The sequence below is a fragment of the Acidovorax sp. KKS102 genome (genome assembly GCF_000302535.1).
Lineage (GTDB): Bacteria > Pseudomonadota > Gammaproteobacteria > Burkholderiales > Burkholderiaceae_C > Acidovorax.
Genome location: NC_018708.1, coordinates 363,302 through 389,279 on the forward strand (window position 1 = coordinate 363,302; position 25,978 = coordinate 389,279).

25 protein-coding genes are annotated in these 25,978 nt (G+C 67.6%); 13 read left to right on the top strand and 12 right to left on the bottom strand.

The annotated features are described in order from the left end of the window. Positions 1 to 153: 153 nt before the first annotated feature. Positions 154 to 912 (bottom strand): TSUP family transporter, encoded by a 759-nt coding sequence (locus C380_RS01630; protein ID WP_015012153.1) that lies wholly within the window; start codon positions 910 to 912, stop codon positions 154 to 156. A gap of 519 nt (positions 913 to 1,431) precedes the next feature. Between C380_RS01630 and C380_RS01635 the strand changes: the two genes are divergently transcribed. Together C380_RS01635 and C380_RS01640 are read left to right on the top strand one after the other, a co-directional pair. Continuing rightward, entirely contained in the window at positions 1,432 to 2,784 is a 1,353-nt protein-coding gene (locus C380_RS01635; protein ID WP_015012154.1) for an ammonium transporter, read from the top strand. Between the two features lie 78 nt (positions 2,785 to 2,862). Then, positions 2,863 to 3,192, top strand: a complete 330-nt coding sequence (locus C380_RS01640) for a hypothetical protein (RefSeq protein ID WP_015012155.1) — start codon at positions 2,863 to 2,865, stop codon at positions 3,190 to 3,192. Between the two features lie 36 nt (positions 3,193 to 3,228). On the opposite strand, the gene C380_RS01645 is transcribed toward C380_RS01640, so the two are convergent. Further along, on the bottom strand, positions 3,229 to 3,522 hold the full coding sequence (locus C380_RS01645; protein ID WP_051022454.1) for an antibiotic biosynthesis monooxygenase: 294 nt from the start codon (positions 3,520 to 3,522) through the stop codon (positions 3,229 to 3,231). Positions 3,523 to 3,861: 339 nt separating this feature from the next. Continuing rightward, positions 3,862 to 5,553, bottom strand: coding sequence for a GMC family oxidoreductase (locus C380_RS01650; protein WP_015012157.1), 1,692 nt, complete (start codon positions 5,551 to 5,553; stop codon positions 3,862 to 3,864). A gap of 286 nt (positions 5,554 to 5,839) precedes the next feature. On the opposite strand from C380_RS01650, the gene C380_RS01655 reads away from it, so the two are divergent. The 4 genes from C380_RS01655 to C380_RS01670 are packed head-to-tail and all read left to right on the top strand — an operon-like array spanning position 5,840 to position 9,550. Beyond that, the gene (locus C380_RS01655; protein WP_015012158.1) at positions 5,840 to 6,964 is read left to right on the top strand and encodes an ABC transporter permease; all 1,125 of its coding nucleotides are present in this window, start codon (positions 5,840 to 5,842) and stop codon (positions 6,962 to 6,964) included. Then, positions 6,961 to 7,836: an ABC transporter ATP-binding protein gene (locus tag C380_RS01660; protein ID WP_015012159.1), complete on the top strand. Its 876-nt coding sequence runs from the start codon at positions 6,961 to 6,963 to the stop codon at positions 7,834 to 7,836. Before C380_RS01655 ends, C380_RS01660 begins: the two co-directional genes overlap by 4 nt. Next, complete coding sequence (locus C380_RS01665; protein ID WP_015012160.1) at positions 7,836 to 8,804, top strand: MlaD family protein; 969 nt, start codon at positions 7,836 to 7,838, stop codon at positions 8,802 to 8,804. The genes C380_RS01660 and C380_RS01665 overlap by 1 nt, the downstream gene beginning before the upstream one ends. Before the next feature lie 56 nt (positions 8,805 to 8,860). Further along, the gene (locus tag C380_RS01670) at positions 8,861 to 9,550 is read left to right on the top strand and encodes an ABC-type transport auxiliary lipoprotein family protein (RefSeq protein ID WP_015012161.1); all 690 of its coding nucleotides are present in this window, start codon (positions 8,861 to 8,863) and stop codon (positions 9,548 to 9,550) included. 76 nt (positions 9,551 to 9,626) lie between these two features. Here C380_RS01670 and C380_RS01675 read toward each other — a convergent pair whose 3' ends face one another. From C380_RS01675 to C380_RS01685, 3 genes are all read right to left on the bottom strand, one after another. Then, positions 9,627 to 11,003, bottom strand: a complete 1,377-nt coding sequence (locus C380_RS01675) for an NAD(P)/FAD-dependent oxidoreductase (protein ID WP_015012162.1) — start codon at positions 11,001 to 11,003, stop codon at positions 9,627 to 9,629. An 86-nt stretch (positions 11,004 to 11,089) separates the two neighbouring features. Next, a complete protein-coding gene (locus C380_RS01680; RefSeq protein ID WP_015012163.1) occupies positions 11,090 to 12,544 on the bottom strand; it encodes a DUF1501 domain-containing protein in 1,455 nt (484 codons plus the stop codon). An 8-nt stretch (positions 12,545 to 12,552) separates the two neighbouring features. Next, a complete protein-coding gene (locus C380_RS01685) occupies positions 12,553 to 14,436 on the bottom strand; it encodes a DUF1800 family protein (protein WP_015012164.1) in 1,884 nt (627 codons plus the stop codon). Positions 14,437 to 14,806: 370 nt separating this feature from the next. Between C380_RS01685 and C380_RS01690 the strand changes: the two genes are divergently transcribed. From C380_RS01690 to C380_RS01705, 4 genes are all read left to right on the top strand, one after another. After that, complete coding sequence (locus C380_RS01690; RefSeq protein ID WP_015012165.1) at positions 14,807 to 15,025, top strand: CsbD family protein; 219 nt, start codon at positions 14,807 to 14,809, stop codon at positions 15,023 to 15,025. 120 nt (positions 15,026 to 15,145) lie between these two features. Continuing rightward, positions 15,146 to 15,727 (top strand): hypothetical protein, encoded by a 582-nt coding sequence (locus C380_RS01695; RefSeq protein ID WP_015012166.1) that lies wholly within the window; start codon positions 15,146 to 15,148, stop codon positions 15,725 to 15,727. 184 nt (positions 15,728 to 15,911) lie between these two features. Then, entirely contained in the window at positions 15,912 to 16,448 is a 537-nt protein-coding gene (locus tag C380_RS01700) for a hemerythrin domain-containing protein (RefSeq protein WP_015012167.1), read from the top strand. Positions 16,449 to 16,651: 203 nt separating this feature from the next. Continuing rightward, positions 16,652 to 17,698: a sensor domain-containing diguanylate cyclase gene (locus C380_RS01705; protein WP_015012168.1), complete on the top strand. Its 1,047-nt coding sequence runs from the start codon at positions 16,652 to 16,654 to the stop codon at positions 17,696 to 17,698. 105 nt (positions 17,699 to 17,803) lie between these two features. Here the strand turns inward: C380_RS01705 and C380_RS01710 are convergent, their stop codons facing one another. Both C380_RS01710 and creD read right to left on the bottom strand, forming a co-directional pair. Next, positions 17,804 to 18,166, bottom strand: coding sequence for a hypothetical protein (locus tag C380_RS01710; RefSeq protein WP_015012169.1), 363 nt, complete (start codon positions 18,164 to 18,166; stop codon positions 17,804 to 17,806). After that, positions 18,163 to 19,599, bottom strand: coding sequence for a cell envelope integrity protein CreD (gene creD, locus C380_RS01715; protein WP_015012170.1), 1,437 nt, complete (start codon positions 19,597 to 19,599; stop codon positions 18,163 to 18,165). Before creD ends, C380_RS01710 begins: the two co-directional genes overlap by 4 nt. 161 nt (positions 19,600 to 19,760) lie before the next feature. Here creD and C380_RS01720 point away from each other — a divergent pair, with 161 nt between their 5' ends. After that, a complete protein-coding gene (locus C380_RS01720) occupies positions 19,761 to 20,300 on the top strand; it encodes a hypothetical protein (protein WP_015012171.1) in 540 nt (179 codons plus the stop codon). Here the strand turns inward: C380_RS01720 and creC are convergent. The 4 genes from creC to C380_RS01740 all read right to left on the bottom strand — a co-directional run bounded on the left by creC (position 20,297) and on the right by C380_RS01740 (position 24,105). Beyond that, complete coding sequence (creC, locus tag C380_RS01725; RefSeq protein WP_015012172.1) at positions 20,297 to 21,763, bottom strand: two-component system sensor histidine kinase CreC; 1,467 nt, start codon at positions 21,761 to 21,763, stop codon at positions 20,297 to 20,299. The two genes, C380_RS01720 and creC, sit on opposite strands and share 4 nt — an antisense overlap. A gap of 66 nt (positions 21,764 to 21,829) precedes the next feature. Beyond that, positions 21,830 to 22,540 carry a winged helix-turn-helix domain-containing protein gene (locus C380_RS01730; RefSeq protein WP_015012173.1) on the bottom strand — a complete coding sequence of 237 codons (711 nt, stop codon included), beginning with the start codon at positions 22,538 to 22,540 and terminating at the stop codon, positions 21,830 to 21,832. A 6-nt stretch (positions 22,541 to 22,546) separates the two neighbouring features. Further along, entirely contained in the window at positions 22,547 to 23,182 is a 636-nt protein-coding gene (locus tag C380_RS01735) for a MarC family protein (protein ID WP_015012174.1), read from the bottom strand. 176 nt (positions 23,183 to 23,358) lie between these two features. Then, positions 23,359 to 24,105 (bottom strand): SDR family oxidoreductase, encoded by a 747-nt coding sequence (locus C380_RS01740; RefSeq protein WP_015012175.1) that lies wholly within the window; start codon positions 24,103 to 24,105, stop codon positions 23,359 to 23,361. 122 nt (positions 24,106 to 24,227) lie between these two features. Here C380_RS01740 and C380_RS01745 point away from each other — a divergent pair, with 122 nt between their 5' ends. Both C380_RS01745 and C380_RS01750 read left to right on the top strand, forming a co-directional pair. Beyond that, entirely contained in the window at positions 24,228 to 24,917 is a 690-nt protein-coding gene (locus C380_RS01745) for a dienelactone hydrolase family protein (RefSeq protein WP_015012176.1), read from the top strand. A gap of 107 nt (positions 24,918 to 25,024) precedes the next feature. Next, on the top strand, positions 25,025 to 25,885 hold the full coding sequence (locus tag C380_RS01750; RefSeq protein ID WP_015012177.1) for an amidohydrolase family protein: 861 nt from the start codon (positions 25,025 to 25,027) through the stop codon (positions 25,883 to 25,885). Positions 25,886 to 25,978: the final 93 nt, after the last annotated feature.

Genomic DNA, 25,978 nt, shown 5'->3' on the forward strand with positions numbered 1-25,978 from the left:
ACGGAAACGTGCGGAAATTATAGGACGCGCGTTCACATTCGGGCCATGCAGGGCAACCCCGATGACCTCGGGGCGCCCTGGTGGTAGGCCGTGCAGCGCGTTGCAAGTTGGGTGCCACCCTGGCAAGCGACGCCTGGAGCGTGAAGAGCAGGCCTACCGCAGGAAGGCGTCGTACCCCGTCTTCAGGATCAGCGTGCTCACCACCACGATGAAGATGCCCCGCACAAAGCCGGTGCCATGCTTGAGCGCCATGTGTGTGCCCAGCAGGCTGCCCAGCACGTTGGCCACGGCCAGCGTGACCGCAAAGTGCCACCACACATGGCCCTTGGCGGCAAACAGCGCAATGGCAGCAATGTTGGTGGCGCAGTTGAGCAGCTTGGCCGAGGCCGATGCATTGAGAAAGTCGTAGCCCAGCAGCCGCACGAACAAGAAAACGAAGAAGCTGCCCGTACCCGGGCCAAAGAACCCGTCATAAAAGCCGATGAGCACGCCAATCAGGCAGGCGGCGATCACCTCGGCCCGGCCGGCAAACCGGGGGGTGTGGTGCCGCCCCAGCTCCTTCTTGGCCAGGGTGTAGAGCAGAACGCCCAGCAGCACCAGGGGCAGCAGCTTGCGCAGGAAGTCGGCGGACACCACGGTGACGGCCCAGGCGCCCACGAACGAGCCGGCAAAACCGGCGGCTGCGGCCGGCAGCATGGCCGACCAGCGGATCTGCACCTTGCGGCTGTATTGCCAGGTGGCCATGGCCGTGCCCCAGACCGAGGCCGCCTTGTTGGTGCCCAGCAGCGTGGCCGGGGGCGCGCCCGGAAAAGCCGCAAACAGCGCGGGCACCATCACCAGTCCACCGCCTCCCACGATCGCATCCACAAAGCCCGCGAGCAGCGAGGCCAGGGTCATCAAAATCCATTCCATCGCAGGATTGTCGCACCGGGCCTGCTATCGATTCAGGACCGCTCAGGATCTAGGGATGGCCTGCATAACTCCCTGCGGTCGGTGATAGCGCGGCGTCGCGCGGTCCGCTGCGTTGCTTTTCTCGCCAATAGCCCGGCTATTGGCTGTGAAAAGGCGCCTTGCGGCCCATCCCGATCCGCACTACCACCGACTCGCGAGGGTTATGCAGGCCATCCCTAGCAGGCAAGAAAAAGGCGCTGGGATCGCCAGCGCCTGAAAGGGTTCACACCTCGTTGGGTGTTTTGAATGTGGTTCTTGGTAGAAAGGTTGTCTCCTCGGGCCCCTCGCTTGGCACACCGAAGCGCGCTTTCGAGTGCCGTGACTGTAACGGCTGCACCCTGCTGGTGCATTGGGGGTTTCCCGCCCCCCGTTGTTGGGCGCCGGATGGCTCTCGGTGGGCGTTCTGTGCCCCGATTCGGTGGCAACTGGCTGGCATGGCTCGTGCAATGCGCTTGTAACAAATTGCGAAAGGGAGCGTGCATGCGTGCAGTCAACCACCGGGTTTTTGCGGTCGTGTCGTTGTGTCTGGGGCTGTGCACCTGCGCGCTGGCCCAGAGCGTGCCAGAGGCTCCCGCCATAGCGGCGCCCCTCACACGCCCCGCCCTGGTGGCCCAGGACACCGTGAATGCGGCCCACACTGGCTGGATGATGACCTCCACTGCTCTGGTGCTGCTGATGACGCTGCCCGGCATTGCGTTGTTCTACGCAGGCATGGTGCGAAGAAAGAACGTGCTCAACACCATGGCCTGCGTGGTGGCCATCGCGGGGCTGGTCAGTCTGCTGTGGTTTGCGGCGGGGTATTCGCTGGCGTTCACACCCGGCAGTGCCTGGCTGGGGGGCTGGGACCGCGCCGGCTTTGCCGGGCTCGACTTTCAGCTGGAGGCGGGCAAGCTGGCCGTGAGCCACATTGCGCCGCTGATTCCCGAGTCGGTGTACGCCATGTTCCAGCTCACCTTCGCCATCATCACGGCCGCTCTGCTGGTGGGCGCGTTTGTGGAGCGCATGCGGTTCTCGGCCATGCTGGTCTTCATTGGGCTGTGGACACTGGTGGTGTACGCGCCCGTAGCGCACTGGGTGTGGGAGCCCGGGGGCTGGCTGGCGCAGATGGGCGCGCTGGACTTTGCGGGCGGCTCGGTGGTGCACGTGAATGCGGGCGTGGCGGGGCTGGTGTGTGCGTGGTTTCTGGGCCGCCGCGCGGGGTATGGGCGCGAGCCGTTTGAACCCTACAACCTGGGGCTCACCATGGCGGGCGCGGGCATGCTGTGGGTGGGCTGGTTTGGCTTCAACGCAGGCTCTGCGGTGGCGGCCGACGGGCGCGCCGGGCTCGCCATGGCGGTGACGCACCTGGCCGCCGCAGCCGGAGCGCTGTCGTGGATGCTGGGCGAGTGGGTGGTGCGCGGGCGCCCGTCGCTGCTGGGGCTGTGCTCTGGCTTGGTGGCGGGGCTGGTGGCCATCACACCCGCCGCCGGTTTTGTCACGCTGCGCTCGGCTGTCGTGATTGGTCTGGTGGCCGGGCTGGCCTGCTACTGGGGCGCCACGGGGCTCAAGCGGCTGCTACGGGTGGACGACTCGCTCGATGTGTTTGGCGTGCACGGCGTTGGGGGCATCGTGGGGTCGCTGCTGACAGGCGTGCTGGCCAGCAAGACCGTCGGGGGGGCTACGGGCAGCCTGCTGACCCAGGCCATCGACGTGGGCGCCGTGGCGGCCTACAGCCTGGTGGTGACGGCGGCCCTGTTGTGGGTCGTCAACTTTGCGATGGGCCTGCGGGTGGACGAGCAAAGCGAGCAGACCGGGCTGGACATTGCCCAGCACCGCGAGCGCCTGGGCGGCTGAATGTGTCGCCGCGTCCTGTGATGTGCGGGCCAGCGAATGCAGTCCGATGGATGACCCCAATGCAGTAAGGAGCCGAACATGTCCGATTCCGACAAGCTGGCGATTGCCGCCCACCTGCATGTGCTGTTGCGGCGCAAGACAGGGCGCGTGACCGATACCGAATGGATGGCGGCCAATGCGGATTACGCGCAGGAGATCGTGCGATTTGCGCGCCAGCGCGCCACCGAAGACAACGCGCCCGACTTGGCCGAATGGGCCGACCGCCTGGAGCAGGCCCTGCACGCAGCGCCCCCTTCCGCCCAGCGCCGACCGCTGCTGGATGCAGCGGCGCAGGCGGTGCGTGCGCGCCCCGCACCGCCCCCCGAGCCTGCCCCCGAGGTGCCGCGCTATGTGGGTGGCATCCGCTGACCTGCCAAGCGGCTTCTGCGCCGTGACTTGAAAAAACTAGTGGGGCGCAGTGCCCTGTGTGAACAGCGCGGCCGTGGGCAGCAGCCCGGCGAGCTGGTTGTCTCCGTAGGTGCGCAGCACCTGAGCAATCACCACCTGGTAGCCATTGAGCCACTGCGCCTGTGCGGCCTTGGCTTTCAGGTGCGCGGGGTGCTGCATCAGCGTCTGCAGCGCCTCCAGCGACTGCCAGTAGTACACGTTGGATACCAGGCCGTTGCCGGTGTCCGTCCACGACTCCTCGCCCAGGTAGCCGTCGATAGCGCGTGCGGCGGTGGCGATGGCCTCGTCCAGACGGTGGAAGGCGTCGTCGAATTGAGAACCTGTTCAAGCTATGTTTGGGGATCGCGTTGGAGTGCAATCGGGATGAGTGGATGCTTCGGATGCGCCGCATGGGCTCATGCCCATGCAAGCAGCCGGGGCGTCCAATCGCCCGATTTCACTCCAACCCTTCGGGCAAGTGCCTTGCCGGGCGGTCTGCGGCGTTGCGGCGCTTGCCAATAGCCGAGCTATTGGCTGCGCACCGCGCCTAGCACCCCATCCCGGAAAGGCGCTTGCGCGACCCCGAACATGGCTTGAACAGGTTCTTGGTCGCAAAGATGAAGGTGGAGGAATACATCGGCGCGATGGTACTCACGCCGCCTGCCGGGCCTGGATGATCCACTCCGCGGCCTTCTCCGCCATCATCAGCGTGGGCGAGTTGGTGTTGCCGCTGGTGATGGTGGGCATGGCGCCCGCATCCACCACGCGCAGGCCGGCCACCACACCACCACGCCCATCGCGCACGCGCAGTTGCGCATCCAGCACGGCCATCGGGTCGCCGTCGCGGCCCATCTTGGTGGTGCCCACGGGGTGGAAGATGGTGGTGGCAATGTCGCCCGCCAATCGCGCCAAGTCCTCGTCGCTTTCAAACTGCACGCCGGGCTTCCACTCCTGCGGCTGGTACTTGGCCAGCGCGGGCTGCGCCACGATGCGGCGCGTGACGCGCAGGCTGTCGGCCGCCACCTGGCGGTCTTCGGGCGTGCTGAGGTAGTTGGGCGCAATGGCGGGGGCGGCCTTGAAGTCGGCGCTCTTGATGTTGACCGTGCCCCGGCTCGTGGGGTTGAGGTTGCACACGCTGGCCGTGAAGGCGGGGAAGCTGTGCAGCGGCTCGCCAAACGCATCGAGCGACAGGGGCTGCACGTGGTATTCGATGTTCGGGTAGGGCTGGTCAGGGCTGCTGCGGGTGAAAGCGCCCAGCTGCGAGGGCGCCATGCTCATGGGCCCGCTGCGTTTGAGCGCGTACTCAAGCCCGATCTTGGCCTTGCCCACCAGCGAGCTGGCCATGGTGTTGAGCGTCTGCACGCCCTGCACCTTGAACACCGCGCGGATCTGCAGGTGGTCCTGCAGGTTGGCGCCCACGCCGGGCAGGTCCACCTTCACCTCCACGCCGTGCTGGCGCAGCAGCGCGGCGGGGCCGATACCCGACAACTGCAGTAGCTGGGGCGAGTTGACGGCGCCCGCGCTCAGGATCACCTCACCCGTTGCGCGGGCCGTGACCATCTCGTTGCCATCCCACACCAACACGCCCGTGCAGCGCTGGCTGCCGTCGGGCTGGGTTTCGAGGATGAGCTTGGACGCCTGTGCGCTGGTCCACATCTCGAAGTTGGGGCGGCCGTAGCAGGTAGGCCGCAAGAAGGCCTTGGCGGTGTTCCAGCGCCAGCCGCTTTTCTGGTTGACCTCGAAGTAGCCCACGCCCTCGTTGCTGCCGCTGTTGAAGTCGTCGGTGGCCGGGATGCCCGCTTGTTGGGCGGCGTGGGCAAAGGCGTCGAGCACATCCCAGCGCAGGCGTTGTTTTTCCACCCGCCACTCGCCGGTGCTGCCGGTGGACTTGTTGCCGTGCAGGCGTTTGAAATTTTCGTTCACACCCCCGGGCTGGTCCAGGCGCCAGTGGTCTTCGTGGCGGCGAAAGTAGGGCAGGGCGTTGTCCCAGCGCCAGCTGGCGTCGCCCGTCAGTTCGGCCCACTGGTCGTAGTCGCGTGCTTGGCCGCGCATGTAGATCATGCCGTTGATGCTGCTGCAGCCGCCCAGCGTCTTGCCGCGCGGGTAGCGCAGGGTGCGGCCGTTCAGGCCCGCGTCGGGTTCGGTGTTGTAGAGCCAGTCGGTGCGCGGGTTGCCGATGCAGTACAGGTAGCCCACGGGGATGTGGATCCAGTGGTAGTCGTCCTTGCGGCCCGCTTCGATCAGCAGCACGCGGTGGCGGCCGTCGGCGCTCAGGCGGTTGGCCAGCAGGGAGCCGGCCGTGCCCCCGCCGATGATGATGGTGTCAAACGTGGTGTCGCTCATGGAGAAGGGGCGGTGCCGATCAAGGGTGGTAACGGTGGGCCATTGTGCGGATGGGGCAGGCCCTGTCGATAGGGTGTGTGCCTATTGCTACATTTTTAGTAGCTGCTGGTGCTTGTAAATATTGCGCTTGGCGTCGATTTGATAATAATTACATGCTTCGCCGCCTGTCTGTGCTTGACAGGCTGGTGTCCGACAGCGCGTGCAGGATTCGCTCCGCTACCATGCACGCTCTTCCTTGCTGCTTCTTGACGACCCTACCCCTGCGGCTGCCCTGGTGGCCTGACCCATGACCGACCACGCCCCCCACATCGTTCGCGCCGATACGCCCCAAGGGCCGTGCGCGCAGCTGCGTGGGCGCTGGGGTGCGGCCGAGCTGGGCAATGCGAAGCAGTGGCAGGCCGTGTCGGACCAGCTGCGGGGCGCACCGCCCGCACCCACCCTGGGCTGGGACCTGCGGGAGCTGCAGTGGCTGGACCATGTGGGCGCCCAGCTGCTGTGGAACCACTGGCAGCACGCCTGGCCCGCACAGCTGGCCTGCACCGACAGCCAGCGCACCATGCTCACCCGCGTGGCCCAGTTCACCTGCGTGGCACCGCCGCCCGAGCCCTGGCGGCTGGGCGAACAGATCGACCACCTGGGTGTGCTGGTGCTGCATGGCGTGGACCATGCCCGCCACCTGCTGGAGATGGTGGGCCAGCTGGTGCTGGACCTGGGCCGCCTGGCGCGTGCGCCGCGCAAGGGGCCGTGGCGCGATGTGTCCGGCCATCTGTACCGCATGGGCGCCACGGCGCTGCCCATCACGGCGCTGGTGGGCTTCCTCATCGGGGTGGTACTGGCCTACCTGATGAGCCTGCAGCTGCGGCAGTTTGGTGCCGAGTCGTTCATCGTCAACATCCTGGGTATTTCGCTGATCCGCGAGCTGGGGCCCATGCTGGCGGCCATTCTGGTGGCGGGCCGCTCGGGCTCGTCCATCACCGCGCAGATCGGCGTGATGCGCGTGACCGAAGAGCTCGATGCCATGCGCGTGATGGGCATCCCGCATGGGTTCCGGCTGGTGATGCCGCGCACGCTGGCCTTGGCGCTGGCCATGCCGCTCATCAGCGTGTGGACCACGCTGGCCGCGCTGGCAGGCGGCATGCTGGCGGCCGACATCTCCATGGACATCTCGCCGTCGTACTTTGTGCAGGCACTGCCTGCTGCGGTGAAGATCGGCAACCTGGGCCTGGCCATGGCCAAGTCGGTGGTGTTTGGTGCGTTCATTGCGCTCATCGGTTGCCACTGGGGCCTGCGCGTCAAGCCCAACACCCAGAGCCTGGGCGAAGGCACGACGGCGTCGGTGGTGTCGTCCATCACCATGGTGATCATCGTGGACGCGCTGTTTGCCATAGCGTTCAAGAACATCGGCATATGACTGAGCGCATCGCCAAGCCCGAACACATCGCCGTCGCGCCCGGCGAGCCGCCCATCGTGGACGTGCAAGGCCTCTGGACGCAGTTTGGCAAGGGCGATGAAACCTTCACCGTGCACCGGGACCTGAACTTCACCGTGCAGCGCGGCGAGATGCTTTCGCTGGTGGGGGGCTCGGGCACGGGCAAGACGGTGCTGCTGCGACAGATCCTGGGCCTGGCCCGGCCCACACGTGGGCAGGTCACGGTGCTGGGCCGGCCTGCGTCCGAGATGGGGCGCGAGGGCGCGGCCAGCCGGGTGGGCATGTTGTTCCAGCACGGCGCGCTGTTTTCGGCCTTCAACGTGCTCGACAACGTGGCCTTTGCGCTGCGCGAGCAGGGCACGCTGCCGCCCGAACTGGTGCGCGACGCCGCACTGGTCAAGCTGCAGATGGTGGGGCTGAAGCCCGAGCACGCCACGCGCATGCCGGCGGACCTGTCGGGTGGCATGGTCAAGCGTGTGGCACTGGCCCGTGCGCTCATCATGGATCCGCCGCTGCTGCTGCTCGATGAGCCCACGGCGGGCCTGGACCCGAGCAGCTCCGACGATTTTTGCGCGCTGCTGCGCGAGCTGCGTGCAGCGCTGGGGCTGACGGTCATCATGGTCACGCACGATCTGGATACGCTGTTCGCGCTCAGCACCCGCGTGGCCGTGCTGGCCGATAAAAAGGTCATCGTCACCGGCCCACCGCACGAGGTGGCGCACTTTTCGCACCCGTTCATCGAGCACTTCTTCATGGGCGAGCGTGGCCAACGCGCCATGGCGCCCGTGCCTTCTGTGCAGCAGGCTCCGGCGCACGCCGCCACACCGCCCGCGCCCCACAAGGAACACCCCTGATGGAAAACAAATCCCACGCCCTCGCCGCAGGCATCTTTGTGCTGGTGGTCGCCGCCATGCTGGCGGGCCTGGCCGTCTGGCTCACGCGCGACAACGCCAACTACGAGCAGTACGAACTCTCCACCCGCGATGGCGTGAGCGGCCTGCAGCCCCAGGCCGCCGTGCGCTACAAGGGCGTGGCCGTGGGCAAGGTCACGCGCATCGGCTTTGATCCGCAGGTCAACGGCAACGTGCTGATCCGCATCGCCGTCAACGAGCAGGCGCCCATCAGCCCCACCACCTTTGCCGTGCTGGGCTACCAGGGCGTCACCGGCCTGGCCCATGTGCTGCTGGACGACGCCGAGCAGCCCTACCCCGAGCTGCCCCCCGGCCCTAGCGGGCTGCCACGCCTGCCGCTCAAGCCCTCGCCGTTTGGCAAGCTGGCCGAGCAGGCGCCGGCCATCCTGGGCCAGGTCGAAGAGGCCACGCGCCGCATCAACCAGCTGCTGGGCGACGGCAACCAGCAAAAGCTCACCGAGGCGCTGTCCAACATCGGCCAGGCCGCAGGCAGCGTCAACACCCTGACCCAGCGGCTCGATGCCACCGTGTCCCAGCGCCTGGACCCGGCCCTGGCCGCGCTGCCGCCCCTGGCCAGCGACGCGCGCCAGACGCTGCAGTCGCTGCAGCAGGCGGGTGCCAGCGTGTCCGCCCTGGCGGTGGACCTGGGCAAGACCAACCAGCGGCTCAATGCCGAGGGCGGCGCCATCGACCAGATCACCGCTGGCACCCAGTCCCTGGCGCGCGCGGCGGACCAGTTCAGCACCGCGACCCTGCCCCGGGTGAACCGCGCCGCCGACGACACGGCCCGCGCCGCCCGCCAGATGGGCCGCGCGGCCGGTGGCATCAGCGATAACCCGCAGCTTTTCATCTACGGCTCGGGCCGCATCCCGCCCGGGCCGGGTGAGCCCGGTTTTGGTGGTGGCCGATGATGGGTGTCTCCGACCGCGCCGCATGGGCAGCGTGGGCCTTGTGAGGAATGAATGTGATGACTATCAAAAAAATAGCAACCAAGGCATATACATCTAGCGCTACCGCCCTGTGGGGTTGTGGGTTGGTCGCAGCGCTGGTGCTCACGGGCTGCTCGGCCCTGCCGGCTGCCCCCACCCGCCCCGTGCTGTATGACTTTGGCCCCGGCCCGCTGGTCACCGTGCCCACCGACCGGCGCGCGCCCCTGGCGCCGTTGGCGCTGGCCGACATGGATGCCCCTGGCCTGCCCGAGGGCGGTAACGCGGTGCTGTACCGCCTGGCCTATGCCGACGCCCAGCAGCTGCGCCCCTACAGCCAGGCCCGCTGGAGCCAACCACCCGCACAACTGCTGCAGCAGCGCCTGCGCGAACAACTGGGCCTGCGCCGCGCCGTGCTCAAGGCCGACGACGGCGCCGCCCAGGCCCGCGAACCGGCCCAGGGCAACAAGCTGCCCCTGGTTTTGCGCACCGAGCTGGAGGAGTTCAGCCACCTGTTCACCAGCCCCAGCGACAGCGCGGGCATGGTGCGCCTGCGCGCCACGGTGGTCGAGCTGACCCCGTCGGGCGAATCCCTGCGCGGCCAGCGAGTGTTCATCGTGCAGCAGCCCGCCAAGTCGGCCGATGCGGCGGGCGGCGTGGCCGCGCTGGCAGCGGCATCAAGCCAACTGGCGGGGGAACTGGCGGCCTGGGTGGAGCAGGTGGGGCAGTAACGCCCCAGGTCTTTGTGGACCGCCCGTGCCAGCGGGCGCCGGCCTTGGCCGTGGCGCCACGCAGCGCGGCTGGCCGTCAGGTGCCGGGCGGCGAAAGGGACGTGGGTGTGGTCTCATGGCGTTCAATGCCCGTCACCACCCGCGCATAGCGCGCAAAGCTCCAGTACGCCCAGGCCCAGTCCAGCAACACCACCAGCCGGTTGCGAAAGCCGATCAGGAAGTACACGTGGGCAAACAGCCAGAACAGCCACGCAAAGTAGCCTGAAAACCGCACTGGCCCGGCGGGCGAGGTGAGGTCCACCACGGCAGAGTTGCGGCCGATGGTGGCCAGGTTGCCGTAGTCGCGATAACAAAACGGCTGCGTGGGCTGGCCCGCCAGGCGCCGCAGGATGTTGGCCGCCGTGGCGCGGCCCATCTGCTTGGCGCCGGGCGACACGCCGGGCACGGGCGTGGGCTCGTGGCCGGGGGCATGGCTCTTGGCGGCTGCCAGGTCGCCGATCACGCTGATCTCGGGGTGGGCGGGCAGCGTCAGGTCGGGCTCCACCACCACGCGGCCCGCGCGGTCGGTGCTGGCGCCGGTGGCGTCTGCCAGGTGGCGACCCAGGGGTGATGCTGCCACGCCCGCTGCCCACACAATGCATTTGCTATTTATATGATAGCTATTTGCGCTTGATGTAGTGGCGCTTGCGGGTGATTCGACCTTCAATCCATCACTGTCGATGGCGGTGACACGCGCGCCCAGGCGCACGTCCACGCCCAGCTTTTCCAGCTGTTCCTTGGCGCGCTGGCTCAGAGCCTCTGGCATGGCCTGCAGCACGCGCGCACCGCCTTCGAGCAGGATGATCTTCGCGCTGGCGGGGTCGATGTGGCGGAACTCGCCGGGCAGCGTGTGACGCGCAATCTCTGCCAGCGTGCCGGCCATTTCCACGCCCGTGGGGCCCGCGCCCACGACGACAAAGTTGAGCCAGTCTGCGCGGCGAGCGGGGTCAGGCTCTTTCTCGGCCGCCTCGAACGCCAGCAGCACGCGGCGGCGGATCTCGAACGCATCGTCCAGCGTCTTGAGGCCGGGCGCATAGGCCGCCCAGTCGTCGCGGCCAAAGTAGCTGTGCGTGGCACCGGCGGCCACGATGAGGTGGTCGTACGGCAGCGTGGCGCCGTCTGCCAGGTGCACGGTGCGCTGGCCCACGTCGATGCGGGTGACCTCGCCCAGCAAGGTGGTCACGTTGCGCTGCTGGCGGAACAGATGCCGGATGGGCGCCGCAATGGCCGGGGCCGACAGCCCGGCCGTGGCCACCTGGTAGAGCAGGGGCTGGAAGAGGTGGTGGTTGGTCTTGTCCACCAGGGTCACCTCCACCGCTGCGCCCCGCAGGGCGCGGGCGGCTTCGAGGCCGCCGAACCCGCAACCGATGATGACCACGCGCGGGCGAAGCGGGGGAGCAGAGGGAGTCGTCATGCCGCCATTATTGGGGAGCCGGGTGGTGACCCGGCCTCGTGACCTGGGCCTGACCTGCGGCCCCCAGGCTGCGGGGGCTCAATGCGTTACAGGAACCCCAGGTCCACCGGGTAGTCCGGCCGCCCCGCCGCTGCGCCAAAGTGCGTGATGTTGGGCAGCACACCCGCCATTTCGTTGTCGGCCACGCCGAACCACTTGGCCAGGGTGGCCGCGTACTGGTCTACCGAGGTGGACGGCAGCAGGCGGCCCTGGCCCACATGCCACTGGTCTTCAGGGGCGGCCGTGTTGGTGATGCTGACTGGCGGCGCGCTGCCATAAAACGCCTTGCCTTTCACCGCACCGCCGACCACCAGGTGGTGGCTGCCCCAGCCGTGGTCCGAGCCATCGCCGTTGGAGCTGAGCGTGCGGCCAAAGTCCGACGCGGTGAACGCCGTGACCTTGTCGGCCACGCCCAGCTCCACCGTGGCGTTGTAGAACGCGGTCATGGCCTCGCTCACACGCTGCATCAGCACCGGCTGTTGCGAGATCAGGTTGTCGTGCAGGTCAAAGCCGCCCAGCGACACCAGGAACACCTGGCGCTTGCTGCCCAGGCTGGTGCGCGCGCCAATCAGGCGGGCCACCATCTTGAGCTGGTTGGCCAGCGAGTTGTTGTTGGGGAAGGTGGTGGACAGCGTCACGCCCGCGAGCCCGTTGGTGATTTGGCTTTCTGCCGTCACGGCGCGGGTGGTCACGCGGTTGTATTCGTTCTCCAGCGTCTGCGTGCGCGGTTGCTGGATGAGCGACGTCAGTGCGCTTTGCACGGCCGATGAGCCGTAGACCCGGTTCTTCACCCCGTTGATGGCCACGGCGCCATTGGTGCTGACCTGGTACTGCAAGGCCGAGTCGCCCGACAGGAACACCGCATTGCCGGTGACCGAGATGCAGGTGAACAGCGAGTTGCCGTTGGACGACAGCGCCAGGTCGCCGATGTTGCCGCCCCAGCCCACGGTGGAGCCCTCGGGCGACGACGATTGCCACACCGATTGCTGGTCGTTGTGCGAGAACAGTTTGGGCGGCACGGGGTAGGTGGCGCGGTCGGCACTGTTGTACTGCGCGCGGGTCAGCGGCACCACCAGCGGGCCCACGTTGAGCTGCACGGCCGCCTTGCCGCTGTTGAACAGGCCGGCCAGCCCCGTCATGGCCGGGTGCAGCGCGTATTGGCGACCGCCCGGCAGCGGCGTGGTGGGCGTCAGCAGCGTCGGGGTGAGGGCTGCCTTGGCCAGCGCGATGCCGCCGGCCGTCTGGCCTGCGCCACCGCCCCGGATGGTGTTGTAGCGGTTGTAGCTGTCATCGTCGTAGGTGACCACGGTGTTGGCGTAGTCATTGCCGCCGTACAGGAACACGCAGACCAGCGCCTTGTAGTCGGTGGCATTGAAGGCTGCCGCCTCGCCCATGGCGGCCAGGTTGAGGGCAAAGGGCAGGGCCGTGCCCGCCAGGCCCAGCTGGGTGGAGCGGCGCAGGAACGCGCGGCGGGTGTGGAGTTCGGGTTGAAGCAGGTGCATGGCAGGGCTTACTTTTGAACGAGGTATTCGGCCGAAGCCATGACCAGGAAAACGGCTGCCGCCACGCGGTCGAGCTTGACGGAGTCGGTGCTGGCGTTGGTGACGGGCGTCGCCTTGAGTGCATCCGCAATGAGCTTGACGGTGGCGGCAGACAGCTGGCCTGCACACATCAGCAGGTTGATGCGGGCCACCAGCGCGTCGGCATCGGTCACGATGGCCAGCTCGTTGGTATAGGTGGCCTTGATGTCGTAGCCGTTGTTGGAGGTGCTGGCGTTGTTGGGCAGCTCGGGGGCGTTCACGTAGATGCCGTTGCGGATCACGCCCTGCATGTAGTTGAGGTAGCCCCCCACGCTGCTTTCGTTGACCAGCTGGAACTCGGGGGCCACGGCGCCTGCGGCGGCCAATGCGGTGGATGGCGGAATGTAGCCCGGGCGGAAGAAGTTGAACACCGAGGGCGAACGCAGCGGGCTCTGGCCCAGGCGCGAGCCGGGGTCGCTCAGGTCGCCGATCTTCCAGCTGCCCTGTGCCGAGTTGATGCCGAAGGTGCGGCCCCACTGCACAAAGCGCAGCATGGGCTCGCGCAGCTTGCCAAAGCCGGGCTGGGTGAGGCCTGCGGGCGAGCGGGCTTCGTCGTCCAGCAAGATGGCCTTGACCACAGCGCGCAGGTCACCCCGCACACCGGCGCCGTTGTTGTTGAAGGCTGCCGCCACGCGCGCCACGTAGGCGGGAGACGGGTTGCTGGTGACCAGCCGCTGGATGAGCTGCTTGCCGATGAACGGCCCCACGTTGGGGTGGTTGAACAAGGTGTCCAGCGCGGTCTTAAGGGCCGCAGCGCCGGGCGTGTTGGCGGGGATCGTCGTTCCGAGGAATGTCGCCGCCAGCGTGGAGTGGCGCGAGGCATTGAGTGCCATGGGCAGCCGGGCAAAGGTGGTGTTGGAAACCACCCGTGTGGTGCCTGGCACGGTGGTGGGCACGTTCTGCGTCTGGTCGTAGTCGTAGCCCGTGAACACGCGCGCCAGATTGGTCACGTCGTTCATGGTGTAGCTGTCAATGGGCTTGCCCGAGCCGTCCTTCTTGGGAGTCCCGTCGATGTTCAGTTCGACCAGCCCGATGGACATGAGCTGCATGACCTCGCGGGCATAGTTTTCGTCGGGCTGACGGCCCGTGGCGGGGTTTTCCTTCTGGTTGCCACGGGTGTTGAGGTAGTAACCCATGGCCGCGTTCAGCGTCACGTTCTCCAGTACGGAGCGGTAGTTGCCGAAAGCGTTGTTCACCAGCTGGTCCCAGTACCAGGCCATGGCGTGGCAGCGCCAGGTGATGTCCACGCCGCTGAGCGAGACCACGCAGATCTCGGACAGCGCCAGTGCCACCCGTTTGCGCAGTCCGTCCGGCGACTTCATGAGCTGGTACCAGATCATGTAGTCGGCGGGGTAGGAGTTGTCGTAGTAGGCCGTGTCATTGCTGATGTCTGCGTAGCCGCGCTGGTTCAGCCAGTCCCAGCCGCCTTGGCTGGGGCCCGCATTGAACTGGCTCTCCAGCCAGTCTGCATAGGTGGTGGCGCGCAGCGCCGCGATTTCGGCGGTCGATGCCGAGAACTGGGCCTGCAGCAGAAAGCGGGCGGCCTCGTTGTCCGACGTGGCTGAAGGGTGTGCGTAGTTGCCCAGGGGCGGGGTGGTGGGTGCGGGTGTGCCTGGGGTGCCGGGTGCGCCCGTACCCGGCGTGCTGTCGCCCCCGCCCCCGCCACAGGCGGCCAAGGCAGTGGACGCGAACAGCGTCGTCAGCAGGGGCGCATGGGCCCGACTGCTGGTGGCTGTTGATTCGTTGGGAAGGGGCTGGCCCTCAGGTGCCTCTGCAACCGCAGTTGTCAGAGTCTCCTCGTATGGATGTGTCATGGTGGTCGTGGTCAAAAGTCTGCCGCTGGCAGCACAGCCGTGACTAAATCACACGCCGCGCTCGCCTGGAAACACAAGTGTTACCAAGCGAAACACGCCTCAGCAATGCCTGCCGCGCCCAGGGTCTGAATGATGGGCCATTGCAACACTTTGTACCTTGCAGGGGCGGCGTTGGGCCTTCGCCAGAGGGCCAGAGCCACTGCATCGGCGATGTCCGTCACGCCCGTAGTCCTGTGCTGACGCGTGCTGCGTGGAGCGGACTACGGCGTCGGCGCCAGATCATTTTTACAGTGAACTCCATCGCATCACGCAAAGGTTCCACGCACTTCGAGTGGATGGCTGAAGCGAAATTCGCACAAGGAGTCACACCATGAATGAAGACACCATCAAGGGCAACTGGAAGCAGTTCAAGGGCAAGATGATCGAACAGTGGGGCAAGCTCACCAACGACGATTTCGATGTCATCGACGGCAAGCGCGAACAGTTCCTGGGCAAGCTGCAAGAGCGCCAGGGCATCGCACGCGATGCGGCTGAAAAGCAGCTCAAGGAATGGCAAGACCGCCACCCCGACTTCCGCTTCAACGACTGATAGCGCAAACAGCGCGACCGCGCTGCGGGGCCTTCGCCCCGCGCCCGGCCAGGCCACCCCTGGCATACCGCCCCCACAAGATTCACATCCATTGCATTCAATTTCATCGAGGAGAAAACCATGACATTCCAACGCACACTGATCGCCGCCTGCGCAGCTGGTCTGATGGCTACCACCGCTTTTGCCATGACCCCTGCGGAACACAAGGCCGCCAAGGAAAGCATCTCGGCAGACTACAAGATGAACAAGCAAAAGTGCGATGCCCTCAAGGCCAACGCCAAGGACATCTGCGTGAAGGAAGCCAAGGGCGCGGAAGACGTGGCCAAGGCGGAACTTGAAGCCCAGTACAAGCCCAGCGCCAAGGCCAGCCAGAAGGTCGCTGAAGCCCGCGCCGATGCCGCCTACGCCGTCGCCAAGGAAAAGTGCGACGACCTGACCGGCAATGCCAAGGACGTGTGCGTGAAGGATGCCAAGGCCGAACACGTGAAGGCCAAGGAAAACGCCAAGGTGGCCGCCGCCCAGGCCAAGCCTGCAGACACGGCCGCCGAGAAGGCTGCCAACGTGGCCGAGGCCCGCAAGGATGCCGCCGCCGAGAAGAACGAAGCCAACTACAAGGCCGCCAAGGAGCGCTGCGATGCCATGAGTGGCGACCTCAAGTCCAAGTGTGTGGACGACGCCAAGCGCATGTACGGCCAGAGCTGATCGGCCAGGCGCTGAGCGCCTGACCTGATCGCTTGCCCTACCAGGCTGTACCAGGCCCTGCCCGCTGCGCGCGGCGCAGGGTTTGGCTGCGTATGGGGATGCCATGACCTGCATCAACACCCGGCCGGGCCGGGGCTTCTAAGCTCGCAGCTTCGTTTGATCTGCCGCCCGCCCAAGGAGTCCCATGGCCCACCTCGAATGGTCTGATGCACTGAACCTCGACCTGCCCCTGATGGATGACACCCACCGGGAGTTTGTCGACCTGCTGGCCGCCGTGGACCAGGCCCGCGACGCAGAGCTGCTGCCCCGCTGGCGTACGCTGGTGGAGCACACCGAGCAGCATTTCGGGCAGGAAGACGACTGGATGGCCTCCACCCGATTTGCATCGGGCAACTGTCACAGCATGCAGCACAAGGTGGTGCTGCAGGTGATGCGTGAAGGCACTGCCCGCGCCGAGCAGGGCGACCTGAAGGTGCTGCGCGTCATGGCCAGCGAGCTGGCGCTGTGGTTTCCGCAGCATGCCCAGAGCATGGATGCCTCGCTGGCCCTGCACCTGCGTCGCGTGGGGTTTGACCCTGTGACCGGCGTGGTGCACGCTCCCGGCGCGTTGCCGGGTGCGTTGATCCACGGTTGCGGTGGGGCCACGTGTTCGGACGCCGACGCCGCGGGTGCCAGCGAGCCCGCTGCCCAACGCGATATCGCGCCCGCTGTGGCTGCCTGACCGCGACACAGCTGCGCTGTCCGCCCGCAGCGGCAAGCGCCAGCAGACGCTGAACGAACAAACGAGAGGCAGGCACTGCAGGGCCAGAGCACCACTCTGGCGTGACCCAGGGGCCATCGGGCTTCCACCCGTGCAGCCGTCCTGCTTGTGTGGCATGCTGCCCCATCTCAAGGCAATTGGGGGCGGCGCGGCCGCTTCGCATCATGGCCGACACCACCCCTCCCGACGACCCCTGCGACGACACGGCCCGTCTCCAGGCCCTGCAGCGCTACGGCATTCTCGACACGCCCATGGAGCCCGCCTACGACGAGCTGGCCGACCTGGCGGGCTACGTGTGCGAAGCGCCGGTGGCATTGATCAGCCTGCTGGACAGCCAGCGCCAGTGGTTCAAGGCCGCCCGGGGGTTTGCGCTGCGCGAAACCCCGCTGAGCGAGTCGGTGTGCCGCTATGCCATCCGCCAGTCCGGCGTCTTCATCGTGCCCGACCTGGCACAAGACCCGCGCTTTGCGCACTATGCGATCGTCACGCAGAAGAACCCCCTGCGCTTTTACGCCGGGGCGCCGCTGGTCACGCCCGATGGCTTTGTGCTGGGCACGCTGTGCGTGCTGGACCACCGGCCGCGCGAGCTGTCAGCCAAGGTGCAGGACCTGTTGTCCGCCCTGGCGCGCCAGGTGATCCGGCTGCTGGAGCTCAAGCGTGCCAACGACCGCCAGGGCCAGATGCTGATGGAGCTGGAGGCGGCGCGCCACCAGATGGCGGTGCTGGCCCACACCGATGTGCTGACCGGGTTGGCCAACCGCCGCTCGTTCACCGATCGCCTGCGCCAGGAATGGGCACTGCTGCAGCGCGGCAATGAGCCAGCCAGCCTGCTGATGATGGACCTGGACCACTTCAAGCGCGTGAACGATGTGTACGGCCACCATGTGGGTGACCAGGCGCTGCAGCTGTTTGCCACCCTGTGCCGCGATGTCTTCCGTGCGGCCGATGTGCTGGGGCGCTGGGGCGGCGAGGAGTTTTTGGCCCTGTTGCCCGCCACCGGGCTCGACCAGGCACAGGTGGTGGCCGAGCGTGTGCATGCGGCGCTGGCTGCCCACCCGCTGCCCGGTATCGAGCCGGCGCTGGTGCTGTCGGTCAGCATGGGGCTCACGCTGTTCGACCCGCTGCGGCCGCTGGACATCACCCTGCGCCTGCTCGACTCTGCGCTCTACACCGCCAAACGCGAGGGGCGCAGCCGCACCGTAGTGGTGTAAGCGCTCTGTTTTTTGATAGCTGTTGGCGCATATTGCACTAGCGCTACCGGCCATTTCTATTAAAAATTGCGCCCAGGGGCCTGCGTACGGCCTCCTGGGGCATCTTCAGCACTCCGGGCTGCGCGGCAACAGCAATGCCGCCGTGCGCCACGCCAGGTCGCGCAGCGCCCGGCGCAGGGCGGGCGAATCTGCAGCGCCGGCCACAGACCCTCCGGGGTCAAGGTCCGCCTCGGTGCGGCGGGGGCAAAAGGCTGCGTCCAGCACCTGCTGCTTGGCACAGTGCAAGGCCAGCCGGTCCTGCGATCGCAGGGCCGCCATCAACTGATCGCGGTGGCGCTGCACGCGGGCCGCTTCGGCGGCGGTCAGCGCGGGGCCCCTCGCGGGGCCCGTGCTGGCGGGCGGCGTCAGGGCCTGGGCCTGCGCCAGGTACTGGGCCCAGCGTGTGGTGTGGGTGGCGGTGGCGTTCATGCAGCCTCCGTGCGGGGCGCTGCAGGGCGCTGCACCGGTGGCATGGTGGGGCGCGGGGGCGTGCCACCTTGCGACAGCCCGTACCAGTTCACCTTGCGCGTCAGCACCATCACCGCCGCCAGCACCAGGAAGAGTGCAATCGCCCCCACCACCAGCGCCGTCTGCTCCAGCTGCAGCAGCACGTACAGCAGGCCATACAGCAGCGCAATGCCCGCCCCCAGCGGCACCCCGCGCGTGAGCCCACCCAGCATGTGGCTGGCGTAGTAGGCCAGCAGCAGCACACATGCGCTGGCGGCCACCGCGTAGGAGATGCCAAACGGCAGGTGTTCCGACAGGCTCACCAGCAGCAGGAAGAAGCTGCACAGCGCGCTGCCCACCAGCAGGTACTGCACCGGGTGCACACGCAGCTTCTTCATCAGCTCGAACAGGCCCACGGCCACGAAGGTGAGGGCGATGAACAGCACGCCGTACTTGGTGGCGCGGTCAGAGAGGGAATAGGGGTTCACCGGGTCGATGAAGGCCACGCTGAAGCTGTCGGCGCAGTCGCCCGGCGTGGCCCCGCTGTGTGCATAGTCGCTGCCCTCATCGGCGCCCAGGCAGATGCGCTTGCCATTCGCAATGTCGGCCTGCGCCGTGGTGGCCAGCGACGACAGGCGCCACTGGGCCGAAAAGCCGGTCTTCTTGACCTCGCGTTCCGAAGGCAGAAAGCGCCCGGCGAACGACGGGTGGGGCCAGCTGCTGGTCATCAGCACCTCGGTGTTGCCCCCCAGCGGCACGATGGCCAGGCGCTCGGTGCCCACCAGTTCCAGGTCCAGCGTGGCGGTCAGGCCATCGGCCTTGCCACGCACGGATTCGGGCAGCACCGCGTGCAGGCCTCGGCTGTAGGTGGGGTGGAAGGTGCCGGGCTTGAGCGCCAGCGCCTGGCTGCCCATGGTGAACTGCGCGGTGCGGATGCCGCGCGCGTCGCCCACGGCCATCATCACGATGGGTGCGCCGCAGTGCATGCGCGAATTCTTCATGCTGCTCTGCGGCAGCAGGCTGGCCAGCGAACCCCATTGCGCCGTCACGTTGGCCTTGAGGTTGTAGGTGTTCACCTTGTGCAGCCCGCGTGCGCGTTCTTCCATCGCGGCGCCGGTGGTGAGCTTGAGCTGCTCGGGCATGGCGGTCAGGATGAACTCGCGGCGCCTTTCGACCATGCGGCGCTCGTCGCCCTTGCCGACTTCTTCATCCCAGCTTTCCACGCAGGCGCTGTGGATCATGGGGCCCATCAGCGTCTGCGGCCCGGCCAGGCTCTCGGCCACGCTTTGCGCGGTGATGCTGCGGTAGCGCAGCCGGTCGCGCACCACGTCTTCGATCAGGCCCAGGCCAAAGAGCAGCAACACGGTGATAGCGGTCAGCGCCGCCAGCTTGGTGAACAAGGGGTGTTTGAACAAAAGATCCTCCACAAGTGACTGTTGTGGGGGCAGTGTTGTGGCGCGCTGTGAGGGCGCTATGAAGTTTGTGAGGCCAGTGTGAAGTGGCGGGGGTGACGTGCGAAGTGCGAAGTGGGGCGCTGGCAGAATCGACCGCCTGTGTCATCCACCTGGGGAGTGCCATGCGAAATACAGCGTCCCGCTTCATACCCCCGGTGGCTGTCCGCCCGCCCTTGCGCTGGCCGGCGCGGTGCTTTCTGGCCGTGATGGCGGTGGCCTTCATGGCCGTGTTCTGGACGCATCCCGTGGCGGTGGGCGGCTCGCTCCTGGCGCTCGGCAGTCTGGTGGCCGTCCTGAGCCGGCGCGAGGCCCTGCGCCTGGCCCGCATGGCGCAAAGCCGGGCGGGGGAGTCGATTTGCCAGTTTGCCCGCTCCATCGACTGCCGCCGGGTGGACACCTGGGTGGTGCGCGCGGTGTACGAGGAACTGCAGCGCAGCCTGTCTGCCGCAGTTGCCGTGCCTTTGAAATTGACCGACAACCTGCAGTGCGACCTGCGTCTGGACGCTGACGACCTGGATGACCTGGTCGCAGACATGGCCCAGCGGGCCCGCCGCAGCCTGGCCGACACATCGGCCAACCCCTTGTTCGGCAAAGTGACCACGGTGGGCGATCTGGTCGAATTTCTCCAGGCCCAGCCCCGCCTCCCGACCTGCGCCGTTTAGGCCCTGCGGAACTCCAGCGCCACCCGCAGCCCCGGCGCCGTATTGCGCGCCACCATCTGCCCGCCGTGCAGCGCCATCACGCGCTGCACAATCGCCAGCCCCAGCCCTGATCCACTGCGCTCGCCGCCCGGCCGCGCGGTGGTGAAGAAGCGCTCGCCCAGTCGCGGCAGTGCGTAGTCGGGCACGCCGGGGCCGCTGTCCTGCACAGCCACCGTGGCGCCGTCCAGTTCCACCCGCACCGTGCTGCCTGTGGGCGCAAAGTCGATCGCGTTGTCCAGCAGGTTGGTCAGCGCCAGCGTCACCAGTTCGGCCTCCCACGGGCCGCTAGTGCCGTGCCCTTGCAGCGCCAGGGTGATGCCGCGCTGCCCGGCGCGGGCGCGGGTCTGGGCGATGGCGGCCTCGGCGCAGTCGTGCAGCGCCACGGGCGCGCGGCCTTCGGCGTGCTGGCGCTGCTCCAGCTTGGACAGCTCCAGCAGCCGGTCGATGATGCGCTGCAGGCGCTCGCTTTGCTGCACCACCTGGGTTGCAAACTCGGCGCGGTCGGCAGCGGGCAGCTCGTCCTGCAGCAGCTCGCCCGCGCCCCGGATGGCGGCCACGGGGCTTTTGAGTTCGTGCGTGAGCGCGCGCACGTAGCCTTCGATGTAGTCGCGCCCCTCCAGCCGCGCGCGCATGCGGTCCATGGCGCGGGCCAGGTCGCCCAGCTCGCCGGGCACCTCGGGCACGGCCAGGGCCGTGGGGGGCGGCAGGTTCGGGTCGTGGCGTTCGCCGTCGGCGGGGCCCTGCACGCTCAGGGCGTAGTCGCGCAGGCGGCGCACGTTCCACACCATCCACAGCGTCACCGCCACGCCCACAGCGGCCGATAGCGCCAGTAGCAACAGCCCGCCCATGAACACCTTGCGCTCGGCCCGGTCGATGAAGCGCTGCACCGTGCGCGTGGGCTTGGCGACGGTTAGCACGCCCGCAATCTGGCTGCTCACGTAGATGGGCGCCGCCACATGCATCACGCCGCTGGTGTCGTCGTCCTCCACATCGCGCGTGGAGCGCGCGCCGTATTCGCCGCGCAGCGTGCGCGCCACATCGCGCCAGCGCGAGTAGTCGGCGCCCACGGCGCGGTTTTCCGAGTCGAACAGCACGCGACCCGTGGTGTCGGTCACGTAGATGCGGTAGTCGAGCGACTGCTTGGAAAAGCCCCAGATCGCCGCGTCGATGGGTCGCGTGGCATAGCGCCGCACATGCTGGGCAAACGGGCTGGTGCTGCTGTTGTTGGCCTCCGCCGCCAGCCGCCCGGCGGCCAGGTCTTCGCTGGCCAGCTCGGCCAGGATGTTGGCCGTGTCCACCATCATGTCCTCCATCACCTCGCGCACGCTGGGTTTGATCTCGGCCATGAACACGCGCAGCACAAAGAACGCGGCGATGCCGTTGATGAGGAAGAAGGCGAACAGCAGGCGGATGCCGAGGCGCATGGGGTGTCACTTCAAAAACAATAGCTGTTAGCGCTTTATGGATGGGCGCTAGTGGCCAATTTGGCTTCAGATGTCCAGGCAGTAACCCATGCCCCGGTGGGTACTGATGTACTCGCGGGCCGGGTCCACCTCGCGCAGCTTGGCGCGCAGGGTCTTGATGTGGGTGTCCACCGTGCGGTCGGTGCTTTCGCTGTCGTCGCCCCAGGCGGCGGCGAGCAGGGCGTCGCGCGAGTGGATGCGGCCTGCGCCGCGCAGCAGGTGGGACAAGAGGCGGTATTCGCGCCGGGTCAGTGGCAGTGCCTGGCCGCGCAGACTGATGCGCTGGCCGGCCTCGTCGTCGTGGAAAGGCGCAGCGGCCGAAGTGGCGGGTGCTGCAGGGTGGCTATTGCCGTTTCCGTTCCCGTGGCCGGCGCGGCGCAGCAGCGCCTTCACGCGGGCGGCCAGCTCGCGGGGGCTGAAGGGTTTGGTCAGGTAATCGTCCGCGCCCAGCTCCAGGCCCAGCACGCGGTCGATCTCTTCGCCGTGGGCGCTGAGCATCAGCACGGGCAGGGCGGCGGTGACCGGCGCATTGCGCACATCGCGCAGCAGGTCCAGGCCGCTGCCGTCGGGCAGGCCCACGTCCAACACCAGCAGGTCAAAACGGGTGCGCTGCAACTGCTGGCGCGCGTCATACACCAGCAGGCTGTGTGTGACGGTCAGGCCGTCGCGCTCCAGCGCATAGGCCACGGTGCGGGCGATGGCGGGGTCGTCTTCGAGCAGCAGCAGGCGGGCAGACATGGGCGGTCAGCGCGCAATGAGGACCGGGAAAATCTTGCCCAGCCCGTCCGCCATCACCTCCACCGCCAGCGCAGCGAGGATCAGGCCCATGAGCCGGGTCATCACGTTGATGCCGGTCTTGCCCAGCACGCGCGCGATGGGGTCGGCCAGCGCAAAACACACGGCCGTGGCCAGCGCGATGACCACGCCGTAGCCCACCAGCGCCAGCGTCTGCCACACGCCCTGGGCGCGGTCGGCGTAGATCACCACGGTGGACATGCTGGCCGGGCCCGTGAGCAGCGGGATGGTGAGCGGCACCACGGCAATGCTGCTGCCGGCGGCGGCCTTTTCGGCGCCTTCTTCAAACTCGTTGGTGCTGGGCTTGGCCTCGGCGGGCTGGGCGTTGAGCATGTTCATCGCGCTGATGAGCAGCAGCATGCCGCCGCCCACCTGAAAGCTCTGCAGCGAGATGTTGAAGAAGTCGAGGATCTGCAGGCCCAGCAGAGCGCAGGCGGCAATCACGCAAAACACGCTGAAGCTGGCCACCTGGATGGTGCGGCGCCGCTGCGGGTACGAGAAGCCCTGCGTGTAGTGGATGAAGAACGGCACGATGGCCAGCGGGTTCACGATGGCCAGCAGGGTGATCAGGGGTTTGAGGTCCATCAGGGCGCTCCCAAGGGCAAGTGGGCGGGTGGTTCTTCGGGGGGCTCAGGCCAACGGCCGATGAGGGTGGCGCAGCCCGGGCTGTGCGCGAGTATGCGGTGTTTTCTGCGCCGTTTGGCGGTCGGGCATGCTGCGCTGCAGCGTGCCTGCGACAGCGTGGCGCCGGGCCTTCTCTTCTAACGCCCGCCCGACACATCCATCAAGGTGGCGGTGGTATAGCTTGCTGCGGGCGACATCAGCCAGACGATGGCCTCGGCCACCTCGTCGGCCGTGCCGCCGCGCAACATGGGCACCTGGTGCGAGAGGTCGCGCACGCGGTCGGGCAGGCCGCCGCTGGCGTGAATGTCGGTCTCGATCAGGCCCGGGCGCACGGCGTTCACGCGGATGCCCTCGGCCGCCACCTCGCGCGCCAGGCCGATGGTGAAGGTGTCGATGGCGCCCTTGGCCGCCGCGTAGTCCACATACTGGTGGGCCGAGCCCAGGCGCGAGGCGGCGCTGGACACGTTGACGATGGCGCCACCGCTGCCGCCGTGGCGCGTGCTCATGCGCCGCACGGCTTCGCGGGCGCAGACGATGCTGCCGATCACGTTGGTGTCGAACATGCGGCGCAGGCGCTCGGTGCCCATCTCGTCCACCCGGGCGGTCACGTCCACCACGCCGGCGTTGTTGACCAGGGCGCTGATGCGGCCCAGCTGCGTGTCCACGGCCTGGAACATGGCCAGGATGTCGGCCTCGTTCGCCACGTCACCCTGCACGGTGATGGCGGTGCCGCCGTTTGCCCGAATGTCATCGACCACGCTCTGCGCGGCCGCCTCGTTGGCGAGGTAGTTGACGGCCACAGCCCAGCCATGTTTTGCGGCCAGCCGTGCGGTGGCGCTGCCAATGCCCCGGCTGGCGCCAGTGATTAGGGCGATCTTCTCCATGGGGTGGGGTCTCCTGCAAGAATGGCGCATTGGAACAGGTTCTGCCCCCCGCCGCGCAGCGCCCGCACCCATAGCGCGGACCCTCTGCGCACCATACGTACCAAATCCAAGGAGCATTCAGCATGGGACAGTTTGTTGATCTGACATCGAGTGACGGTTTTGTGGCCCCCGCCTGGGTCGCCAGGCCCGAAGGCACGCCCCGTGGCGCCGTGGTGGTGCTGCAAGAGATTTTTGGCGTGAACTCGCACATCCGTTCGGTGGCCGACCGCTATGCCGCCAGCGGCTATCTGGCTGTGGCGCCCTCCACCTTCCACCGCGTCAAGCAGGGCGTGGAGCTGGGCTACACCGGTGACGACATGCAGGCCGGCATGGGCCTGAAGGCTGCCGTCGAGGCCCTGCCCGCGCCGGGCGTGATGCCCGACATCCAGGCCGCCATCGACTACGCCGCGCAGCAAAGCGGCGGCAAGGTGGGCATCGTGGGCTACTGCTGGGGCGGCCTGCTGACCTGGCGCTCGGCCTGCCAGCTGCAGGGCCTGTCGGCCGCCGTGCCGTACTACGGCGGTGGCGTGACCACACCGGAAGAAGTGGCCCGCACCCCCAAGGTGCCGGTGCTGGCCCACTTTGGCGAGCGTGACCACTGGATTCCGCTCGACAGCGTGCAGGCCTTCGGCAAGGCCCACCCGGAGGTCGAAGTGCATGTGTACGCCGCCGACCACGGCTTCAACTGCGACCAGCGCGGCAGCTACGACGAGGCCGCTGCCAACACGGCCCGCGAGCGCACCCTGGCCTTTTTTGCCAAGCACCTGGGCTGAGACCGCCCCGGTGACCGCGACACGATAGCGAACGACCAACGGGGGTGATCATGGCGGATTTCAGGCGTTTTTGGCCCCAAGCGCTAGTCCGTCATGCGCTGGCAGCTATGGGTTTGATAGCGTTGTGCGCTAGTGTCCATGCGGCCGACTACACCGGCCCCTTGTTCGACGCCCACCTGCACTACAACGAGGAAGCCTGGGACGGCAAAGCAGGCCCGCACCCACCTGCCGACGTGCTGGCGCGCATGAAGGCCAGCGGCGTGCGCGCCATCGTGGCCAACTCGCGGCCCAATGCCGGGTCGCTCACCCTTGCGGGCCTGCCGCAGACCCGCGAGGCCGGCGTGACGGTGGTGCCGTTTGTGCGGCTGTACCGCAACCGCGCGGACTACACCGGCTGGTTTGCCGACGACACCATCTACGACATGGTGCAGACCGAGCTGGCCCGGGGCACACCCGCCGGCCCCTACCGAGGCCTGGGCGAATTCCACCTGTACGACAGTGCCAACGCCAACGGCCCCGTGGCCAAAAAGCTCATGGCCCTGGCCGAGCAGCGGGACCTGGTGGTGCTGGCCCATGTGGACGACACCGCCATCGACCTGCTGATGGCCAACACCCCGTCCAAGGGCCAAAAGGCCCGGCTGATCTGGGCCCACACCGGCATCGGCGGCGCGCCGGTGGAGCGGGTGGACGCCCTGATGGCCCGCTACCCGGGCCTGGTGGGCGAACTCTCGTACCGCCCCGGCCTGGTGTGCGACGACAACCAGCTGTGCCCCGCCTGGCGCGCGCTGCTGCTCAATTTCCCCACGCGCTTCGTGATCGGCTCGGACACCTGGGTCAACCAGCGCTGGCAGCACTACGAAGGCCTGATGCAGGGCTACCGCCAGTGGCTGGGCGGCCTGCCCGCCGACGTGGCGCGCAAGGTGGCGTGGGACAACGCGGCGGGGCTGTTTGGGGTGGCCCGGCCGTGAGTGGGCCATCGCCGGTGCATTGAGGCTTGTGCCCTGGCGGCCTTCTAGCTGGCAGTCATTGAAACTGGCGCTGCCCCTACCAGCGACCGCCGT

What these genes read in the sequence shown, in the direction of transcription:
- C380_RS01630 (WP_015012153.1), bottom strand. Translation starts at nt 912, where the DNA reads ATGGAATGGATTTTGATGACCCTGGCCTCGCTGCTCGCGGGCTTTGTG.
- C380_RS01635 (WP_015012154.1), top strand. Translation starts at nt 1,432, where the DNA reads ATGCGTGCAGTCAACCACCGGGTTTTTGCGGTCGTGTCGTTGTGTCTG.
- C380_RS01640 (WP_015012155.1), top strand. Translation starts at nt 2,863, where the DNA reads ATGTCCGATTCCGACAAGCTGGCGATTGCCGCCCACCTGCATGTGCTG.
- C380_RS01650 (WP_015012157.1), bottom strand. Translation starts at nt 5,553, where the DNA reads ATGAGCGACACCACGTTTGACACCATCATCATCGGCGGGGGCACGGCC.
- C380_RS01655 (WP_015012158.1), top strand. Translation starts at nt 5,840, where the DNA reads ATGACCGACCACGCCCCCCACATCGTTCGCGCCGATACGCCCCAAGGG.
- C380_RS01660 (WP_015012159.1), top strand. Translation starts at nt 6,961, where the DNA reads ATGACTGAGCGCATCGCCAAGCCCGAACACATCGCCGTCGCGCCCGGC.
- C380_RS01665 (WP_015012160.1), top strand. Translation starts at nt 7,836, where the DNA reads ATGGAAAACAAATCCCACGCCCTCGCCGCAGGCATCTTTGTGCTGGTG.
- C380_RS01670 (WP_015012161.1), top strand. Translation starts at nt 8,861, where the DNA reads ATGACTATCAAAAAAATAGCAACCAAGGCATATACATCTAGCGCTACC.
- C380_RS01675 (WP_015012162.1), bottom strand. Translation starts at nt 11,003, where the DNA reads ATGACGACTCCCTCTGCTCCCCCGCTTCGCCCGCGCGTGGTCATCATC.
- C380_RS01680 (WP_015012163.1), bottom strand. Translation starts at nt 12,544, where the DNA reads ATGCACCTGCTTCAACCCGAACTCCACACCCGCCGCGCGTTCCTGCGC.
- C380_RS01685 (WP_015012164.1), bottom strand. Translation starts at nt 14,436, where the DNA reads ATGACACATCCATACGAGGAGACTCTGACAACTGCGGTTGCAGAGGCA.
- C380_RS01690 (WP_015012165.1), top strand. Translation starts at nt 14,807, where the DNA reads ATGAATGAAGACACCATCAAGGGCAACTGGAAGCAGTTCAAGGGCAAG.
- C380_RS01695 (WP_015012166.1), top strand. Translation starts at nt 15,146, where the DNA reads ATGACATTCCAACGCACACTGATCGCCGCCTGCGCAGCTGGTCTGATG.
- C380_RS01700 (WP_015012167.1), top strand. Translation starts at nt 15,912, where the DNA reads ATGGCCCACCTCGAATGGTCTGATGCACTGAACCTCGACCTGCCCCTG.
- C380_RS01705 (WP_015012168.1), top strand. Translation starts at nt 16,652, where the DNA reads ATGGCCGACACCACCCCTCCCGACGACCCCTGCGACGACACGGCCCGT.
- C380_RS01710 (WP_015012169.1), bottom strand. Translation starts at nt 18,166, where the DNA reads ATGAACGCCACCGCCACCCACACCACACGCTGGGCCCAGTACCTGGCG.
- C380_RS01720 (WP_015012171.1), top strand. Translation starts at nt 19,761, where the DNA reads ATGCGAAATACAGCGTCCCGCTTCATACCCCCGGTGGCTGTCCGCCCG.
- creC (WP_015012172.1), bottom strand. Translation starts at nt 21,763, where the DNA reads ATGCGCCTCGGCATCCGCCTGCTGTTCGCCTTCTTCCTCATCAACGGC.
- C380_RS01730 (WP_015012173.1), bottom strand. Translation starts at nt 22,540, where the DNA reads ATGTCTGCCCGCCTGCTGCTGCTCGAAGACGACCCCGCCATCGCCCGC.
- C380_RS01735 (WP_015012174.1), bottom strand. Translation starts at nt 23,182, where the DNA reads ATGGACCTCAAACCCCTGATCACCCTGCTGGCCATCGTGAACCCGCTG.
- C380_RS01740 (WP_015012175.1), bottom strand. Translation starts at nt 24,105, where the DNA reads ATGGAGAAGATCGCCCTAATCACTGGCGCCAGCCGGGGCATTGGCAGC.
- C380_RS01745 (WP_015012176.1), top strand. Translation starts at nt 24,228, where the DNA reads ATGGGACAGTTTGTTGATCTGACATCGAGTGACGGTTTTGTGGCCCCC.
- C380_RS01750 (WP_015012177.1), top strand. Translation starts at nt 25,025, where the DNA reads ATGGGTTTGATAGCGTTGTGCGCTAGTGTCCATGCGGCCGACTACACC.